General features: G+C 72.9%; 21 protein-coding genes, 1 tRNA gene and 1 pseudogene. 14 read left to right on the top strand and 9 right to left on the bottom strand.

All coding sequences use genetic code 11. The features are described from left to right. The 3 genes from KME80_RS18780 to KME80_RS51880 all read right to left on the bottom strand — a co-directional run bounded on the left by KME80_RS18780 (window position 1) and on the right by KME80_RS51880 (window position 3,288). Window positions 1-1,083 (bottom strand): ABC transporter substrate-binding protein, encoded by a 1,083-nt coding sequence (locus tag KME80_RS18780; RefSeq protein WP_219506945.1) that lies wholly within the window; start codon window positions 1,081-1,083, stop codon window positions 1-3. A 196-nt stretch (window positions 1,084-1,279) separates the two neighbouring features. Further along, on the bottom strand, window positions 1,280-2,230 hold the full coding sequence (locus KME80_RS18775; RefSeq protein WP_219506943.1) for a sugar-binding transcriptional regulator: 951 nt from the start codon (window positions 2,228-2,230) through the stop codon (window positions 1,280-1,282). Between the two features lie 80 nt (window positions 2,231-2,310). After that, window positions 2,311-3,288: an ArsR/SmtB family transcription factor gene (locus KME80_RS51880; protein ID WP_219506936.1), complete on the bottom strand. Its 978-nt coding sequence runs from the start codon at window positions 3,286-3,288 to the stop codon at window positions 2,311-2,313. A gap of 116 nt (window positions 3,289-3,404) precedes the next feature. Here KME80_RS51880 and KME80_RS18765 point away from each other — a divergent pair, with 116 nt between their 5' ends. Further along, on the top strand, window positions 3,405-4,775 hold the full coding sequence (locus tag KME80_RS18765) for an MFS transporter (RefSeq protein ID WP_219506934.1): 1,371 nt from the start codon (window positions 3,405-3,407) through the stop codon (window positions 4,773-4,775). A gap of 110 nt (window positions 4,776-4,885) precedes the next feature. On the opposite strand, the gene KME80_RS18760 is transcribed toward KME80_RS18765, so the two are convergent. Continuing rightward, entirely contained in the window at window positions 4,886-5,866 is a 981-nt protein-coding gene (locus tag KME80_RS18760) for a LacI family DNA-binding transcriptional regulator (protein ID WP_372455365.1), read from the bottom strand. Between the two features lie 68 nt (window positions 5,867-5,934). Between KME80_RS18760 and KME80_RS18755 the strand changes: the two genes are divergently transcribed. Both KME80_RS18755 and KME80_RS18750 read left to right on the top strand, forming a co-directional pair. Beyond that, on the top strand, window positions 5,935-7,101 hold the full coding sequence (locus tag KME80_RS18755) for a CynX/NimT family MFS transporter (protein WP_219506933.1): 1,167 nt from the start codon (window positions 5,935-5,937) through the stop codon (window positions 7,099-7,101). 15 nt (window positions 7,102-7,116) lie between these two features. Then, on the top strand, window positions 7,117-7,779 hold the full coding sequence (locus KME80_RS18750; protein ID WP_219506928.1) for a (2Fe-2S)-binding protein: 663 nt from the start codon (window positions 7,117-7,119) through the stop codon (window positions 7,777-7,779). Here the strand turns inward: KME80_RS18750 and KME80_RS18745 are convergent. After that, on the bottom strand, window positions 7,763-8,281 hold the full coding sequence (locus tag KME80_RS18745) for a cysteine dioxygenase (RefSeq protein ID WP_308125826.1): 519 nt from the start codon (window positions 8,279-8,281) through the stop codon (window positions 7,763-7,765). The two genes, KME80_RS18750 and KME80_RS18745, sit on opposite strands and share 17 nt — an antisense overlap. Beyond that, on the bottom strand, window positions 8,278-9,138 hold the full coding sequence (locus KME80_RS18740; protein ID WP_308125825.1) for an amidohydrolase family protein: 861 nt from the start codon (window positions 9,136-9,138) through the stop codon (window positions 8,278-8,280). The genes KME80_RS18745 and KME80_RS18740 overlap by 4 nt, the downstream gene beginning before the upstream one ends. Before the next feature lie 83 nt (window positions 9,139-9,221). Here KME80_RS18740 and KME80_RS18735 point away from each other — a divergent pair, with 83 nt between their 5' ends. The 4 genes from KME80_RS18735 to KME80_RS18725 are packed head-to-tail and all read left to right on the top strand — an operon-like array spanning window position 9,222 to window position 11,187. Then, the gene (locus tag KME80_RS18735) at window positions 9,222-10,208 is read left to right on the top strand and encodes a LacI family DNA-binding transcriptional regulator (protein WP_219506926.1); all 987 of its coding nucleotides are present in this window, start codon (window positions 9,222-9,224) and stop codon (window positions 10,206-10,208) included. Window positions 10,209-10,234: 26 nt separating this feature from the next. Beyond that, a complete protein-coding gene (locus tag KME80_RS51875; RefSeq protein ID WP_281427050.1) occupies window positions 10,235-10,357 on the top strand; it encodes a hypothetical protein in 123 nt (40 codons plus the stop codon). Next, window positions 10,350-10,892, top strand: coding sequence for an RNA polymerase sigma factor (locus tag KME80_RS18730; protein ID WP_219506924.1), 543 nt, complete (start codon window positions 10,350-10,352; stop codon window positions 10,890-10,892). The genes KME80_RS51875 and KME80_RS18730 overlap by 8 nt, the downstream gene beginning before the upstream one ends. Beyond that, on the top strand, window positions 10,885-11,187 hold the full coding sequence (locus KME80_RS18725) for a hypothetical protein (RefSeq protein ID WP_219506923.1): 303 nt from the start codon (window positions 10,885-10,887) through the stop codon (window positions 11,185-11,187). Before KME80_RS18730 ends, KME80_RS18725 begins: the two co-directional genes overlap by 8 nt. Here KME80_RS18725 and KME80_RS18720 read toward each other — a convergent pair. After that, a complete protein-coding gene (locus KME80_RS18720) occupies window positions 11,184-11,564 on the bottom strand; it encodes a phage holin family protein (RefSeq protein ID WP_219506921.1) in 381 nt (126 codons plus the stop codon). The two genes, KME80_RS18725 and KME80_RS18720, sit on opposite strands and share 4 nt — an antisense overlap. 70 nt (window positions 11,565-11,634) lie before the next feature. On the opposite strand from KME80_RS18720, the gene KME80_RS18715 reads away from it, so the two are divergent. Next, window positions 11,635-11,910 carry a hypothetical protein gene (locus tag KME80_RS18715; RefSeq protein WP_219506919.1) on the top strand — a complete coding sequence of 92 codons (276 nt, stop codon included), beginning with the start codon at window positions 11,635-11,637 and terminating at the stop codon, window positions 11,908-11,910. Here the strand turns inward: KME80_RS18715 and KME80_RS18710 are convergent. Further along, window positions 11,907-12,683 (bottom strand): FAD:protein FMN transferase, encoded by a 777-nt coding sequence (locus KME80_RS18710; protein ID WP_219506917.1) that lies wholly within the window; start codon window positions 12,681-12,683, stop codon window positions 11,907-11,909. The genes KME80_RS18715 and KME80_RS18710 overlap by 4 nt on opposite strands. Window positions 12,684-12,739: 56 nt before the next feature. After that, on the bottom strand, window positions 12,740-13,219 hold the full coding sequence (locus KME80_RS18705) for a ferredoxin reductase domain-containing protein (RefSeq protein ID WP_219506915.1): 480 nt from the start codon (window positions 13,217-13,219) through the stop codon (window positions 12,740-12,742). Between the two features lie 52 nt (window positions 13,220-13,271). Between KME80_RS18705 and KME80_RS18700 the strand changes: the two genes are divergently transcribed. From KME80_RS18700 to KME80_RS18675, 6 genes and pseudogenes are all read left to right on the top strand, one after another. Continuing rightward, the gene (locus tag KME80_RS18700; RefSeq protein ID WP_219506913.1) at window positions 13,272-13,664 is read left to right on the top strand and encodes an OsmC family protein; all 393 of its coding nucleotides are present in this window, start codon (window positions 13,272-13,274) and stop codon (window positions 13,662-13,664) included. A 258-nt stretch (window positions 13,665-13,922) separates the two neighbouring features. Next, on the top strand, window positions 13,923-14,846 hold the full coding sequence (locus KME80_RS18695) for a nucleoside hydrolase (RefSeq protein WP_219506907.1): 924 nt from the start codon (window positions 13,923-13,925) through the stop codon (window positions 14,844-14,846). 50 nt (window positions 14,847-14,896) lie between these two features. Further along, window positions 14,897-14,970, top strand: a tRNA-Lys gene (locus tag KME80_RS18690). A gap of 97 nt (window positions 14,971-15,067) precedes the next feature. After that, window positions 15,068-15,634 (top strand): RNA polymerase sigma factor, encoded by a 567-nt coding sequence (locus tag KME80_RS18685; protein WP_308125824.1) that lies wholly within the window; start codon window positions 15,068-15,070, stop codon window positions 15,632-15,634. Beyond that, the gene (locus KME80_RS18680) at window positions 15,631-16,506 is read left to right on the top strand and encodes a hypothetical protein (protein ID WP_219506904.1); all 876 of its coding nucleotides are present in this window, start codon (window positions 15,631-15,633) and stop codon (window positions 16,504-16,506) included. The genes KME80_RS18685 and KME80_RS18680 overlap by 4 nt, the downstream gene beginning before the upstream one ends. Then, window positions 16,503-16,925 (top strand): annotated as a pseudogene (locus tag KME80_RS18675) (hypothetical protein); the annotation flags it as partial. The gene KME80_RS18680 and the pseudogene KME80_RS18675, both read left to right, overlap by 4 nt.

The raw sequence follows: 16,925 nt of genomic DNA, 5'->3' as shown, positions 1-16,925 counted from the left end.
CTACTTGATGCCGAGCTCGGTGCAGCCCTCGGCGTACTCGGCCGTGCACACGTCGGCGGCCTTCATGATGCCGCTGTCGAACAGCACTTCCTTGATGTTCTCCCGCGTCACCACGGTCGGCGTGAACAGCTGCGACGGCGTGTTGAACAGCGTCGCCTCACCGGCCGGCTTCTCGCCCTTCATGAACTTGAACGCGACGTCCGCCGCGGCCTCCGCCACGATCTTGATCGGCTTGGAGATCGTGTTGTACTGGTCGCCCTTGATGATGCGCTGGGCGGCGGCCACCTCGGCGTCGTTGCCCGTCACCGGCGGCACGTCCTTGCCCGCGGCCTTGAACGCGGCGATCGTGCCGCCGCCGGTGCCGTCGTTGGCCGCCACCACGCCGGCGATGTCGTCGCCGAACTGGGTGATCTGGCCGCTGACCCAGGTCTGCGCCTTCTCCGGCTGCCAGTCGGGGGTGTCGTACTCGGCCAGCAGCTTGAAGCCGCTGTTGTCGATGGCCGAGTGGATGCCCTTCTTGATCAGGCCGGCGGCGGCGTCCGTGGGCGAGCCGTTGACCTGCAGCAGGCCGCCCTCGGCCTTCTCCGCCTTGAGGTGGTCGACCAGCGACTGGCCGATCATGGCGCCGATCTTCTCGTTGTCGAAGGAGATGTAGTAGTCGGCGGGGGTGGCCGGGATCGGCCGGTCGTAGGCGATGATCGGCACGCCCTGCGACTGCGCGGACTTCACGATGGTGGCCGCGGCGGCGGAGTCGACCGGGTCGATCACGATCGCCTTGACGCCCTGGGCGAGCGCGGAGTTGGCCTGCTGCTGCTGCTTGGCCGCGTCGGAGTCGGCGTTCTGGTAGATGACGCTGCACGTCGGGCAGAGGGCCTTCACCTTGGCCTCGAACAGCGGCCGGTCCTGCAGCTCGTACCGGGTGGAGGCGAGGTCCGGCATGAGGAAGGCCACCTTGGCGTTCTCGACGCCGCCGCCGGTGCCGCCGCTGCCCGCGTCGCCGCCGGTGGAGCCGGAGCCGCACGCGGCGAGCGCGGAAGTCGCGAGGACCGCCACGGCCGCGATCCGGATCTTGGTTGTGTTCACGGGATCATTCCTCACTCGCTACGTCCTCACGGACGGTTTCGTTGCGTCGCGTCCCCCGAGTGCGACCAGGGACGCCCCCTCACGCAGGGTCACGTCCTGTGGTGCGCCTCACGCTAGCCCGGCTCAGAATATTTGTCCAGCAATTCTGTTCACGGAATTGGCATGGCTGTGACCTGGGGTTCACCCGGGAGAAGGGTCAGCGAGTGGCGGCGAGCAGGCTCTCGGCCGTGAGCGCGTCGGTGACGAGCTGGTTGAAGTAGCCGCCCCTGGCCCCGGCGACGATCGACAGCACCTTCTCCGCGCCCACCGCGACCGCGATCGAGTGAGGGATGCGCCGCAGCTCCTCCAGACCGGCCGCGACCAGGCGCTCGCTGCCCGGATAGCCCACCGGCTCGCCGTCACGGTCGTAGAAGCGCGAGCACACGTCGCCGACCGCCTCACGCAGGCTCGGCGCGTCACGCGGCACGAACGCGGGCACCACCTGCCGCATCAGCGGCGGCGACCCCACGCCCACGATCGCGCACTTCGCGTGCGCCCACTGGTCCATCACCCGGCGCACCGACGGCTCGTGCCGCAGCGAGTAGAACAGCTCGGGACCCGGCAAAGCGGGCGCGTACAGGTAGCTCGGCACGCCGCCCACCCGCTCGGCCAGCAGCCTGGTCGTCTCGTTGGTCTGGAACCACGGCTGGGGGTCCTGCTGGCCGCCCACCGCCGGTGCGATCGTCACGCCCGGATAGCGGCCCAGCGACTCGCGGGCGCACTCGTACACCGTGCTGCCCGACGACACCAGCACCACGTCGCCCGACTTCAGCTCCGCCCCCGCCAGCGCCCTGGCCAGGCCCGGAGCCAGCCACGGGCCCAGCGCCGGGCCGCTCACCCGGGGCACCAGGTAGACGCGCCGCAGCCGCAGCGCGTCGGCCACCTCACCGGCCAGCGGGCCCTCGGCCAGCGTGGCCGGCCGGTGCACGCGGATCTCCACGATGCCCTGCTTGCGCGCCTCCGTGAGCAGTCGGCTCACCGTCGCCCGGCTCACCCCGAGCCGCTTGGCGATGTCGGCCTGCGTGGCGTCCTGGAGGTAGTACTGCGACGCCGCCGCGTACATCAGCTCGTGCGGGAAGCGGGCTTCCTGTACGGCGTCGTCGTTCATGGCGCGCGCCCCCTGGATCGTGAACGTTGTTGCTGAACGGATGCGCTTTGACTATACCTTCGTGCTCTCCAGAGGAAAGGTTAGAGGGAACCCGCGATCAAGGCGTCCCCCAGCGCGGTCCGCGCATACAGGACACTGCGCCCCGTCCGGGTGCCGGTGATCAGGCCGCTGCCGCGCAACGCCGCCACGTGCCCGCCCGTCCCGCCCACGCTCTGCCCGAGCAGCGCGGCCAGGTGCGTCGTCGTCGCCGGCGTGGCCAGCTCCGCCAGGATCCGCGCCCGCGTCCGGCCGATCAGCGCCACCAGCCCCGCGCCGTCCGCCGCCGGCGGCACCACGCCCGTGCCGCGCGCCGGATAGACCAGCGCGTACGGCCACGCCTCCGCCAGATACGCGCCCACCCCCGTGGTGAACACCGACGGCACGAACAGCAGCCCCCGGCCGCCCAGCCGATGCCGCTCCCGCCCCGACACGCGCACCGTGATGTGCCCGTCGTCGTGCCAGCGCACCTGCGCGCTCAGGTCCTCCAGCGCCGCCGCCCAGCCGTACGTCGCCAGCCGCCCGGCCCGCTGCACCACGTCGCGCTCCAGGATCGCGTGGAAGAACGGCCAGCTGTGACGGACGATCCTGCTCCACAACTCCTCGAACGCGTCCGCCACCAGCCGCACCACGTCGCCGCCCAGCAGCAGCTCCCGCGCCGGCGCGGGCACCGGCGCCCGCGCCGCCAGCACCCGGGCGATCTCCGCGTGCGCCTGCTCCACCGGCGTCACCCGCACCGCCGCCAGCTCCGCCTCGAACGGCACCTTCAACCCGGCCGGCGGCGGCGCCACGAAGTCCACGTTCGCCTGCCCCTTGTTCGCCGCCACGTACAGGATCGCCTCCAGCACCGGATGCCGGCGTTCCAACTCCTCGTACGCCCCCCGCCACCGCTCCAGCCAGCGCCGATGCGGCCCCGGACCGATCCGGCCGCTCAGCACCCACTGCGCGTGCATCGTCTCGATCAGCGGCGAGATCGCGAACCTGCTCGCCGCCACGTCCTGCGGGGTCACCTCAATGCTCACACCCACCTTTCGGTTATATCCGAAAGCATCGCCTCCGTACGCCGGCGCCCGCCACCATCGAACCCGGCGGCCCCACCCTCCCTCGGGGCCGCCCCCAGCCTGTGAAGGAGCCGTACGTGTCCACCGAGTCCACCGAACGCGGTGCCACCTTCCGAGAGGTGTTCGCGGTAGGCGAGTTCCGGGTCCTGTTCGGCAGCTTCGCGCTGCTCGTGGCCGGCGACTCCATCAAGATGCTCGCCCTGTCCGTGCTCGTCTTCGCCCAGACCGGGTCACCCGGGCTGTCCGCCGCCGCCTACATGGCCGGCTGGCTGCCCTACATCTTCGGCGGGCTCTTCCTGCTCTCCCTCGCCGACCGGCTCCCCGCCCGCGGCCTCATGATCGCCGGCGAGCTCGTCCGCGTCGTCGTCTGCCTGCTGCTCGCCTACGCCGGACTGCCCGTCTGGGCGATGCTCGCGCTCGTCCTCGTCACCGGGCTGTTCTCGCCCGTCTTCGGCGCCGCGCGCAGCGCCCTGCTGCCCGAGGTGCTGCCCGGCGACGCCTTCGTCCTCGGGCGCTCCCTCCTCGGCGTCACCTCCGCCTCGGCCCAGATCGCCGGCCTCGCCGTCGGCGGCGCCTTCCTCGCCGCCGCCGGGCCCCACACGGCCCTCGCCGCCACGGCCGGCCTCTCCGCCGTCGCCGCCCTCATCCTCCGCCTCGGCCTCCCCCACCACACCCCCCGCCGCACCCCCCTCCCGAAGCCCGCCACCCTCTCCGAGGCCGCGCCGGCCGACCACACCGCTTCCCCCGCCCATCCCGAGCCCGAGGGGCCGGCCGCCGTCCCCGGGGAGCGGGTCGTCGCCGGTGGGCGGGGCGCCTCCGCAAGGCGGGTCGGCTTCGGTGGGGGTTCGGCGGGGGCGGTGCGGGAGACGTTGCGGGTGAATCGGATGCTCGTGGCCGATCCCCGGGTGCGGGGGTTGTTGCTGGCGTCGTGGGCGCCGACGTTGTGGCTGGCCGGGGCGGAGGCGATGATCGTGCCGTATCTGGGCGGCCAGGGGGAGGCGGGCGTGGTGCTGGCGGCGGCGGCCGGTGGCATGGCGGTGGGGGAGTTCGCCGTGGGCAGGTTCGCGGCGCCGTTGCTGCGGGAGCGGTTGTCGTTGCCGCTCGCGGTGCTGCTCGGGGTGCCGTGGCTGGGGTTCGTGGCGGGTCCGGGTGCCGGCTGGGCGGCGGTGCTGGCGGCGGTGGCGGCGGCGGGCCTGTCGTACCAGCTGGGCCTGCAGCGCCGCTTCCTGGAGGCGGTCCCGGAGGAGGTGCGCGGTCAGGCGTTCGGCCTGCTGTCGGCGGGTCTGATGACGGGCCAGGCGGCGGGCGCGGCCCTGGTGGGGGTGCTGGGCGAGGTGTTCTCGCCGCAGGTGGCGATCGTGGCCGCGGGCGCCGCGGGTGTGGCCGTGGCGTTCGCCCTGGCGGGTTCGCTGCGCCCGCCGCGCCGGGTGGCGACGCCGGTCGGGTGAGCGACCTGGTTCTGGTTCCCCAGCTGAGCGAACGGGAGGCCGTCATCGCTCTGGAGGAGGCGGGGCACCACGTGGAGGTGGGGGACGGCCAGGCGCGTGAACCCTTCTGGTCACAGCACCAGCTCGCCGGAGCCGCGGGGGATGAGGCGGACGGGCAGCAGCGGGTGCTCGGAGGGCCCGGTGTCGCCGGCCATGCGGCGGAACAGCAGGTCGGCCGCGGTGCGGCCCATGCCGGCGGGGTCCTGGGCGACGACGGTCACGCCGGGGACGAGCAGGTCGGCCAGTTCGAAGTCGTCGAACCCGACGAGCGCCATCGGCTGCCCGGCGAGGGCGCGCAGGACGGTGACGGTGAGGCGGCCGTTGCCGGTGAACACCGCCGTGGGGGGCTGGTCGAGGGCCAGCATGCGGCGCAGGTCGGCCCGTACGGAATCGAGGTCGGGGGCGCGCATGGCGACGAGCCGTTCGTCGTAGCGGTCGCCGAGGGCGGCGCGGTAGCCGTGCAGCCGCCGGTTGGCGGTGAAGATGGCGGGGTCGTCGCCGAGGAAGGCGATCCGGGTGTGGCCGTGGGCCAGCAGGTGGCGGGTGGCGAGGGCGGCGCCGCCGCTGTTGTCGCTGAGCACGGTGTCGGCGTCCACGCCGGGCCCGGGGGGCCGGTCGGCGAAGACGGCGGGGGTGCCGGCGTCGAGTTCGGGCCGCAGGTAGGTGTGGTCGGCGCCGGCGGGGACGATGATGAGCCCGTCGACGCGGCGGGCGCAGAAGGTGCGCACGAGCTCGCGTTCTCTGGCGGGTTCCTCGCTGGAGGAGCCGCTGAGCAGGAGGCAGCCGTGTGAGGCGGAGACGTCTTCGACGGCGCGGCCGAGTGAGGAGTAGAACGGGTCGGCGACGTCCTCGATGACGAGCCCGATCGTGGCGGTGCGGCCCCGGCGCAGGACGCGGGCGCTCTCGTTGCGGCTGTAGCCGAGCGTGTCGATGGCGGCGCGCACGCGGTCGGCGGTGGCGGGGTGGACGCCGGGTTCGCCGTTGACCACGCGGGACACGGTCTTGAGGGCCACGCCGGCCGCCGAGGCGACGTCCTTCATCGTCGGTCTCACGACTGGATACTGCCGCACCGATCCGGCGCAGACAACGTTGTCAACGGATATGGGAAGGTAGATCCGCTATGAGAGCTGCTCTCCTCGTGGCCGGGCTCGTGCTGGCCGCGTTGAACCTGCGCCCGGCCATCGCCGGCATCTCCCCCCTCCTCGACGAGATCATGACCGACACCGGCCTGACGCCCGCGGGCGGCGGGGGCATCACGACGGTCATGGTGGTGTGCCTGGGCGTGTTCGGGCCGGTGGCGCCGATGCTGGCCGGGCGGATCGGGCTGGACCGCACGCTGCTGGCGGGCCTGCTGGTGCTGGCGGGCGGCGTGGCGGTGCGCGGCCTCGACGGCCCGCTCGTGCTGTACGCGGGCGCCGCCGTCGCGGCCACGGCCATCGCGGTGATGAACGTCGCCATGCCGGGCCTCGTCAAGCAGCACTTCCCGGGCCGGGTCAACCTGCTGACGGGCGTCTACAGCGCCGGCATCGTGGGCGGGGCCGCAGCGTCGTCGGCGCTGGTGGTGCCGCTGGAGCAGGTCACCGGCTACGGCTGGCGCGGCGTGTCGGCGCTGGTGGCGGTGCCCGCGCTGGTGGCGGCGCTGCTGTGGCTGCCGCAGGCGTTCGGCGGGCGGGCGGCGCCGAGGCAGGGCCCGCGCCCGTTCCGCGCCGTGGTGCGCAGCCGGGTGACCTGGTACGTGACCGCCTGGATGGGCCTGCAGTCGCTCACCTTCTACGTGATGCTGGCCTGGCTGCCGAAGATCTTCCTGGACGCCGGGCTGCCCGCGGACCAGGCGGGCTATCTGCTCAGCCTGACGACGCTGGTGCAGGTGGGCGCGACGCTGGCGGTGCCGGTGCTGGCGGGGCGGCGGCCGTCGCAGGTGCCGTACGTGATGGCGGCGACGCTGCTGACGGCGGCGGGTTACGTGGCGGTGCTGGTGGCGCCGGCGACGTTGCCGTGGCTGTCGATGATCGTGCTGGGGGTGGGGCAGGGCGCGTCGTTCGCGCTGGCGCTGCTGATCATCGCGATGCGGCCGGCCGATCCGGCCGAGGTGACGGCGCTGTCGGCCGTGGCCCAGTCGGCGGGCTACCTGCTGGCGGCGGTGGGGCCGCTGGTGTTCGGGCTGCTGCGGCAGGAATCGGGCGGGTGGACGGCGCCGCTGGTGTTCGGGCTGGCGATGGTGGGGCTGCAACTGGTCGCTGGCTGGTTCGCCGGACGCCCTGCTACCTTAGGCAAGGCTTACCTATAGGCGAAGGGATCGAACGTGCTGACCGAGGTGCTCACCCGGATGGCCGACGCGCGCGGCGGCGTGATCGGTGTCGAGCCGGGCCTGGTCATCGATCCCGACGAGAGCTGGACCCCCGCCGCCGAGCTGGCCCGCGAGCCCCACACGCTGCTGGGTGAGCTGGTCGACCAGACGGCGGCCCGCTGGAACGCGCCACGGCACGTCGGCGCGGCGCTGTTCTGGAAGACCTACGGCTACTGGCACACGCTGCCTATGGCGCTCGGCTGGGCGCTGGACGGGCGGGTGCCGATCATGCGCCTGGCCGACACGTACTTCAAGGTGTCCGACGCCGGGGTGACGATCGCCGCCACCGGCGTGACCTGGGCCTCGGGCGACTCCGCGCCCGCCGCGATCGGCGGCGCGCTCGCCGAGTCGCAGCGCCCGCTCGTCCGGGCGCTCAGCGCGATGGCCAAGGTGGGCGAGCGGACGCTGTGGGGCTCGACCGCCGAGGCGATCGCGCACCCGCTGACGCAGATCGAGCGGGCCGACTACATGGGGCTGCTCAAGGAGATCGGCAAGCCGGTCGACGGGCTCGTCGAGCCCGCCGGTGACGGCTACTTCCGCCGGACGTGCTGCCTGTGGATCACGCTGCCGGACGTGGAGGCCTGCGGAAGCTGCTGCGTGCTCAGGCCACAGCGCTGACGCCGTCGAGGGGCCGCAGCTCGTCGGCGTAGCTGACCGAGACGCGCCGCATGACGCCGCTGTCGTCGATCGAGTACTGGCCCAGCCGCCACAGCGGCGGCGAGTAGGCGTGGATCGAGACGCTGCGCTCGGTCGCGCCGGTGAGCCGGTGGATGTGGTCGGGGCCGAAGGAGAACGAGCGCCCCTCGGGCACCACGGTCTCCAGGTGCTCGCCGCCGATGCGCGGGTTGCACTCCAGCAGCGCGCCCTCCACCACGTGCACCGCGCCGGAGGACACGTCGTGGTCGTGCCAGCCCGTGTCGTCCTCCGGCCGCCAGCACAGCAGCCACACGTCCACGTACGCGTCCCGGTAGAGCGAGGCGTAGTGCCTGCGGCCGTCGGCCGGGAAGTCGACCTGGTCCTGCCAGCCGGCGGGGTCGGCGGCCAGCCGGTCGACCAGGTCGCGCAGCTCCCGCCGGTCCAGGGTGCGTTCGGGGATCGGGGTGCCGAGGTGCTCGCTCACGTTGATGACTCCTTTCCGCCGAGCAGGCGGCGCGGGTTGGTGACATGGACGGCATGTGCGGCCGCCGCGCCCAGCCCGAGGTCGGGCGCGGTGCCGTAGGGGGCGTCTGAGCCGTTGACGACGACGTCGACGCCGAGTTCGCGGACCACGGCGTCGATGGCGCGCGGCCCGTAGGAGGAGGTCTCCACGTAGCTGTCGGGGTCGACCACGCCCCGGCCGCCGCCGCCCCGGGCGATGAGCCGTTCGGTGTGCAGCGGGGCGAGTCCGGCGAGCAGCGCGAAGCACACCCGCAGGCGCGGGTGCCGGGGCCGTACCTCGGCGTGGAAGCGGTGCCAGGCGGCGTGCATCTGCTGCACGTACGGGACGACCGCGGGCCACCAGCCGGGCCCGTCCGCCGGGCCGCGGGCGGGGCCCGGGTGCACGAACAGCGGCAGGTCGCGGTCGGTGAGGACTTCCAGCAGGGCGTCGTCGAACCCGGCGGTGGCCGGGATCTGCAGGCCGGCGAAGCCGCGGTCGAGGTCGGCGGCCAGCCGGTCGGGGTCGGGGGCGCTGTGGCAGGTGGCGGCCCAGGCGCCGAACGGCGGCGGCAGCGCCAGCGCGCCCGCGTGGTAGGCGTCGAGCAGCGGCCACGCCTCGCCGGGCGGCAGCGACTCGATGCCGAGCGGGCTCGACAGCGAGACCAGCGCCAGCTCCAGGCCGGTGGTGTCGCGGTGCTCGTGGGCCGCCGGGTCCACCTCGTAGGGCGGCTCGCCGTCCAGGAGCAGCGTCCAGCCGTCGAGGCGCGGCGGGGTCGCGCGGGCGCGCAGCGCGCGGACGAACGCGGGCGTCCAGACATGCTGGTGCACGTCGATGCTCACCGGAACGGCTCCTTCCTGTATTTCCGACTGACAATACATGAAACTAGGGAGCTTCTGTCACCGGCACCGTTTAGGGTGTCAGGATGCCCCGCAAGCGAGCGACGCTCCGGGAAGTGGCCCAGGCGACCGGTCTGTCGCCCGCCGCGGTCTCCTACGCACTGCGCGGCCTCCAGGTCTCCGAGGAGACCATGCAGCGCGTGCGCGCCGCCGCCGACCGGCTCGGCTACGAGGCCGACCCCATCGCCAGGGCCCTGGCCAGCGGCCGCACCGGCATGATCGGGCTGCTCTGCGCCTCGCTGGAGGACCTGTGGCAGCAGTCGCTGGCCGTCGGCATCAGCCGCGGCCTGCGCGAGAAGGACCGCTACGCGCTCATCCTCGACGCCGTCGGCGACCCGGGCCGCGAGCGCGCCCTCGCCCAGCAGCTCCGCGACCAGCGCGTCGACGGCATGATCGTGCAGCCGCTCGACCCGGCGGCGGAGTTCTGGCCCGAGCTGTGCGAGTCGCTGCCCGTCGTGGCGATCGGCGACTCGCTGGCGGGCACGGCCGGCGAGGTCGTCTTCGACAACCGGCGCGGCGTCACGCTCGCCCTGGAGCACCTGCGCGCCCTCGGCCACCGCCGCGTCGGCGTGCTCACCCCGACCCGGCCCAGCACCCCCGACCGCCCCGCCGACGTGCACGTCACCGCCGAGGGCGACCGGCTGGGCCTCGACATCGAGGTCGCCACCGCCCCGCACGACCTGGCCGCCGCCACCGCCGCCGCCCGCGCCCTGCTCTCCGGCGCCCGCCCGAGCGCCGTCTTCTGCTTCGCCGACTCGATCGCGTACGGGGTCTACGCGGCGGCGGCGGAGCTGGGCCTGTCCATCCCCGGCGACGTGTCGGTCCTGGGTTACGACGACCATCCGATGTCCGGGCTGCTCACGCCGGGGCTGACGACCGTCGACTGGAACATCGACGGGATCGTCTCGGCCGCGGTCCGCCTGATGGCGGAGGCGGCCGACGGCGGGGCCCGGCGCCGCCGCGTCGTCCAGCAGCCCACCCTCCGCGAGCGCGGCTCCGTCGCCGCCCGCTGAATCCTTTGACCGCCTCCCTGCCTCTTATGACCGAGAAGCCATCGACCAGGGAGGTCGTCATGATCGTCGCCGCCGCCGTCATCGCCGGGGCCGTGCTCGTCTGCACGTGCGTGCTCGTCCTGCGCCGCAGGAGCAGGTCGCGTGGCTGAGCAGTCCTGGCCCGGCGCCAGGCTGATCGCGGGCGCGCAGGAGGGCGACGCCGAGTCGATCGCGGCGCTGGTGTCGGGCTCGCACCCGCACGTGCGGCGCTTCGCCCGCTCGCTGTGCGCGACCCCGGAGGACGCCGAGGACGCCGCGCAGGAAGCGCTCATCATCCTCTACCGGAAGATCGGGACGTTGCGGGCGTCCGGGGCGCTGGCGTCGTGGATGTTCCGCATCGTCCGCAACGAGTGCCTGCGCCGTGCCCGCATGCTGGGGCGGCCGCCCGCGCCGCCCCCGGAGACCGCCGCGAGGTCGGCGGAGGAGGAGGTGCTGGACCGCCTGGAGGCCGGGCGGGTGGCGGCGGCGATCGCCGCGCTGCCCGCCGACCAGCGGCGCGTGCTGATCATGCGGGACGTGCAGGGGATCAGCGGCCGGATGGTCGCCGACGCGCTCGGCCTCAGCGTCCCGGCGATGAAGTCACGGCTGCACCGGGCACGGGCGGCCGTCCACCACACACTGGAGAGGGGAACCGGAGATGTCTGACGGCAGGAGTTTCGCGAGCGCGTCGCTGCCCCGCCACCTGTTGCGCGGGGCGGCCGGGTTCGGGGCGCTGGCCGGGGCGGTGGCGCTGCTGCCGCTGCTCGGGCCGGTCAGCCTGCTGCTGGCCCCCGTCGGGCTGCTGGCGCTGCGCGGCTGCCCGGCGTGCTGGGCGATCGGGCTGGCCCAGACGGTCTCGATGGGCCGGCTGCGGCGCTCGTGCGCCGACGGGAAGTGCGAGCTGACCTACGCCGGCCCACGCGGCCCGGTCAGCTCTCCGCGTGGACCCGCGACAGGCTAGTCGTCGCCGGGGATGATCAGGCCGAGGATCCAGCTCACGACGCTGATGATGAGCGCGCCCACGATCGCCGACGGCCAGAAGTCGTCCACGTGGAAGGGGATGTCGAGCTGGCCGGAGATCCAGCTCGTCAGCATCAGCATGGCGCCGTTGATGACCAGCAGGAACAGGCCCAGCGTGAGCACGATGAGCGCGCACCCCAAGGCCTTGACGATGGGCTTGACGATGGCGTTGATCAGGCCGAAGATCAGCGCCACGATCAGCAGCGTGCCCCAGTAGGAGAGCGAGTTCTCAGGGGCGGTGATCCGGATGCCGTCGAGGAGCTGGAGGGCCACCCAGAGGGCGGCCGCTGCCGCCAGGGTTCGGATGATGAATCTCACGCTGATTGATCCTCCCACGTTATCGGCCCCCGGACGAGGGAAAGGTGCGTCCCATGGGGGAGGGAGTGAGATGGAAGCCACTGATCTGGAATCGCTGCCGGCCGCCGAGCTGCACGACCGCGCGGTGCGCTACGCCGTGCGCCACGGGGATCTGGGATTCCTGTGGAACCTGCTGAAGGTGATCCCCGCCGCCGAGGCGGCGTCCGGCCACGAGAAGGAGACCACGGCCGACCTGAGCCGCGTTTCGGCGCTGCTCAGCGACGCCCTCGCGGCGGGTGAGGGCGAGCTGGGCGAGGCGCTGCGTCCTGTCTACCTGGCCTACCTGCGCGAGCACCCCGACGCCTAGCCGGCCAGGCGGGTCTCCGTCCCGCCGTAGCCGGCCAGGCCGGGCGTGCCGAACTCCTGTCCGTCCCGGCTGACGATCAATGTCTCGTACGGTCCCTCCGCCGCCTGTTCCAGCGCGAAGCGCCGGGCCAGGACGGGTCCCATCGCGTACATGGCGGTGGCGTAGCCGTCGGCGACGCCCAAGTCGGGGCCGAGCACGGTGACCGAGCCGAGCGTGGTCTCCGGCTCCCCGGTGCGCGGGTTGACGATCCCGGAGCCGCCCGAGGTGGCGATGCCGAGGTCGTTGGCGAACAGCACCCGGCGCACCAGCCCCGTGTGCGGGTCGCGGACGCCGACCCGCCAGCGCTTGCCCGGCGCGGCCGAGCCGCGCACCCGGATGTCGCCGCCGGCGTTGATGCGGTGGTCGACGGCGCCGGCGTTGGCCAGCGCGCGGGAGAGGCGTTCCAGTGCCCACCCCTTGATGTAGCCGGACGGGTCGACGACGCCGTCCCTGCGGGCCTCGAACCAGCCGCCGGTCGCCTCGCTCAGCTCGTCGCAGCGGTGCAGCACCTCGATGAGCTCGGGGATCTGCCTGATGGTCTGGCCGCGGTTCAGCCGGGTGATCTGGCTGTCCGGGCTGGTGGCGCCGAACGTCTCCTGCACCCAGCGCAGCCAGGCGAAGGCATCGTCCAGCAGAGGGGTGAGCTCGCGTTGCGGCAGGGCGGTGCGGATGTCGACGCTGACCTGCGTGCCCATGACCGTCTCGACCCGAGCGCTTCCGGGGAAAGTCGTCACCTTTGCCTCCTTGTCCCCAGCTACAGTCCCATATGGCGCGTAATGTCGTGTTAAGCCTATTGCCGGGACTTGACGGTCGTGCTTCTGACCTGGGTCTCCGGCACGGCCAGCCGCGCCAGGGCGCCGCGCACGTACCGCTGGAAGTGGCGCGGCCCGGCCAGCACCACCTCGCGCTCGGCGATGTCGGGCACCTGCCGGCTCAGGCCGGAGGCGCTGACCCGTTCCTTGGCCCGGGGGTCGTGTTCCTGGCCGACGACCAGCACCAGGCCGTACCTGTCCTGGAGGTCGCGCAGCTCTTCGGTCACCCGGTCGGTGCGGTAGACGGCCACGGTGGCGTCGTCCCGGCTCGCCAGCAGGGAGCGCAGCGCGCCGGGCTCCAGGCCGGTGGCGATGAGCACGGTGCCCCGGGTGCGGGCGGGCCCCCGGTGCCCGCGCAGGGTCATCAGCGCCGCGACGCCGTACACGAGCAGGGCCAGGGGCCGCGACGTGCCGAGCAGGACGGCCGCGACGCCGGAGCAGAGCAGCAGAGGAGCCATGTCCACGACTGTGGGTGCCGAACATGAGAACCATCTGAGTAAGGTCTAAAACATGGCTAACGTGCGTGTTGAGCGGACTGATGATGGTGGGTTCAGGGCGACGAACGCCCGCGGCGCCGAGGTGCGCATGGGCGGCGGCACCGACGAGGGCGTGTTCACCCCGGTCGAGCTGCTGCTCGCGGCCGTCGGCGGGTGCAACATCGTGACCGTCGAGCCGCTCACCGCCAAGCGCGGGCACCGGCTGGTGCGGCTGGCGATGACCGTCGCCGCGGACAAGGTCGAGCCCAACCGCCTGGGCCCGGTCACCATCACCTACGACGTCGAACTGCCCTCGGAGGAGGCCGACGAGGTCTTCAGGGCGGTCGCGGCGCGGGTGCACGAGAAGTACTGCACGGTCGGCACCTCGCTCTCGGAGGGTACCGAGGTCCGTTTGGACATCCCGTAGCCCTGATTAGGCGGATATTAAACTGCGTTATGACGCGTCCGTTGCATAGGGCTCGGTAGTGTCGAAGCAGGTCGGAAGCAGTGCGACCGGCCTGAGAGGACCTACACCGGAGCGGACGCGGAGGGGGACCGCGGTCTGCCAGTGCGGGACCGCCGGCGCCTTTGGGGGAAGGCGCCGGCCTGGACCGCCTTCGGATCGGGGCCGGGCAGTCTTTGGGGGAAGCTGCCCGGCCCCGATTCTTGCGTATCGTACGGTTTCGTGACCAAAGTCCTCATTGACTGTGATCCCGGCATCGACGACGCCATGGCGCTCGCCCTCGCCGCCGGCGCCCCCGGCCTGGAGATCGTCGCCATCACCACCGTCGGCGGCAACGTCGACCTCTCCCTCACCACCGCCAACGCCCTCGCACTGCGCGAGTTCCTCGGCCTCGGCGACGTGCCCGTCACCGCCGGCAGCTCCGGCGCGCTGCTGCGCCGCACCGTACGGGCCGCCGCCGTGCACGGCGAGAGCGGCCTCGGCGGCGTCGTCCTGCCCGCCCCCAGCCTCACCGTCGCCGACGGGCACGCGGCCGACCGCATCATCGACACCCTGCGCGCCGCCCCCGGCGAGATCACCCTGGTCGCCATCGGCCCGCTCACCAACATCGCGCTCGCCGTGCTGCGCGAGCCCCGGGTGGTCGAATGGGCGCGTGACCTGGTCATCATGGGCGGCTCGTTCACCCGCGGCAACCACAACCCGGCGGCCGAGTTCAACATCCTCGCCGACCCCGAGGCCGCCCAGATCGTGTTCGGGGCCGGCTGGACGGTCAAGATGCTCGGCCTGGACGTGACGCTCACCGCCACCGTCACCTCCGACGTGCTGGAACGCATGCGGCCGCTGGGCAGGCTCGCCGAACTCCTGGTCCCCGCCGCCCAGTTCTACGGTGAGGTGACCGCCGACGGCGGCCCGGCCATCCACGACGCCTGCGCGGTCGCGTACGTGATGGACCCGTCCCTGGTCACGCAGACCCCGGCAATGGTGAACGTGGAGACCATCGGCGAGTTCACCCGGGGGATGACGGTCGTCGACTTCCGCCTGCGCGACCGGCAGCCGAACGCGCTGGTGGCGACCGGGCTGGACGTGACGCGGTTCTGGGAGCTGGTGCTGGGGACCTACCGGGAGCTGGCTGACCGGCTCGGATGATCTGATGTGCGGGCAGCCTGCGGCGGCTGGTACAGTTACACCTGTCGCAAGCGCCGCTAGCTCAGTTGGTCAGAGCAGCTGACTCTTAATCAGCGGGTCCGGGGTTCGAGTCCCTGGCGGCGCACCCCGACAGAGCCCCAGTTCAGTTCGCTGAGCTGGGGCTTCTTGCTGTCCGAAGCCCGCCCTGTCACACCGGTACATTGCCGGACATTCACTCTCATGTGACATTCCTGAACCAGAAGGAAGCCGTGGCGCCCCGGCAGCGCTTCGAAGAGCTCTACACGGAGCACTACGCGGCCGTCTCCGGTTACGTCCGCCGTCGCACCGACCATCCGGACGACTGCGCCGACGTGATCGCCGAGACGTTCACCACGGCCTGGCGACGGCTGGCGGACGTGCCGGCCGGTGACGAGGCCAGGCTGTGGCTGTACGGCACCGCGCGGCGCGTCCTGGCCAACCATCGGCGCGGCGCCCTGCGCCACACGGCCCTGACAGTGCGCCTTCGCGAAGAGCTCGCCGCCGGCGCCGCCGCGGCCGACCGGATCCCGGCAGGAGCCGGGGCGGCGTTCGCCCGCCTGTCGGAGGACGACAGGGAGCTGCTGTCGCTGGTGGGCTGGGAAGGGCTGGACACCGGCGAGATCGCCAAGGTGCTGAGCTGCTCGCGCGTGGCCGTCCGCCAGCGCCTGCACCGCGCGCGCAAGCGCCTGGCCGCCGAGCTGGCCGCCCACGACATCGACCTGAGCGCGTACGGCACGCGCGCCGTACGCCTTGCCAAGGAGAGCGCATGACCCCCGACGAGGTCGTCAAAAGCCTGGCCCCCGACCCCGGTCCCGGGCTCACCCCGGCGGCCGTGGAGATGCTGACCCGGATCATGGACACCGCCGAACCCGCACCGCGCACCCGGCGCCCGCTGTGGCGGCGGCCGATCCTGGCGCTGCCGCTCGCGGCGGCGGTCGCCGCGGGCTGGTCGCTCACGGCCGTGCTGGGCGCCGCCCCCGCCTCCGCGCTGAACATCAAGGACGCCGGCGACCACTACCTGATCGAGGTCAAGGACCTGTACGCCCGGCCCGAGGTCTACACCGCCCAGCTCAAGGAGGCGGGCCTGAACGTCTCGCTCAAGGTCGTGCCCGTCCCCCCTTCCTACGTGGGCGAGATCCACCTCGACACCCCGGGGTGGAGCAAGGGCCCGTTCCCGCACGCGGACAAGATCAGGACGATCGACCGCCCGGAGGGATGCGCCCCCACGCTGAGCTGCCCGATCGGGCTCACCATCGCCAAGGACTTCACCGGCGCCGCCGAGCTCAAGCTGGGCCGCGAAGGCCGTCCCGGGGAGGAGTACCAGGTCGTCACCTCGCTGGGCAGCCGGGGCGAGCTCCTGCACTGCAAGCCGTTCGTCAACCTCCGCGTGGGCGAGGTGCGCAGGACCCTGGCCTCGCTCGGCGTGACGATCACCGAGTTCGCGATCACGAAGCCCGGCTCGGACGGCGAGGACGCGGAGGTCACGACGACGGCGCCCGACTCCCTGTACGTGACCGGCGGCGGGCTGTCCGAGTACGGCAAGGCGTTCCTCGTCGTCGGCGAGGAGCCGATGGACGAGGAGCTCAAGCGGACGATCGACCGCAAGCACGGCTGCTCCGACGGCGACGGAAGCGGCTCGTGAAGGCGCCGGCGGTTACGCTGCTGCTGCTGCTGCTGCTGGTGGCGGCCACGGTCGTGACGCCGTCGCCGCCCGCGCGGGCGAGCGCCGAGCCCCCGGCTCCCGCCGCGGACGAGGTCACGCTCATCACCGGCGACCGCGTCACGGTGACAGGCCGGGGATACCGGGTGACGCCCGCGGACGACCGCGAGGTCAGCTTCTCCGGGCAGGTGCGTGGGGGCCACCTGCACGTGATCCCGTCCGACGCCCGCCCGCTGATCGCCAAGGGCGTGCTCGACCGGCGGCTGTTCGACGTCACCCAGTTACTCCAGTGGGGCTACGGCGACGCCACCAGGAAGGACATCCCGCTCATCGTCCAGTCGGCGAGCGAGGCGGCAGGCCGGCTGCGGGACGCCGGGCCGGCCCGGCGCCTCGCGGCCGCC

This window comes from Nonomuraea ceibae (assembly GCF_019396325.1).
In the GTDB taxonomy this organism is placed as follows: Bacteria; Actinomycetota; Actinomycetes; order Streptosporangiales; family Streptosporangiaceae; genus Nonomuraea; species Nonomuraea ceibae.
This window is presented reverse-complemented; position numbering and strand designations above follow the sequence as displayed.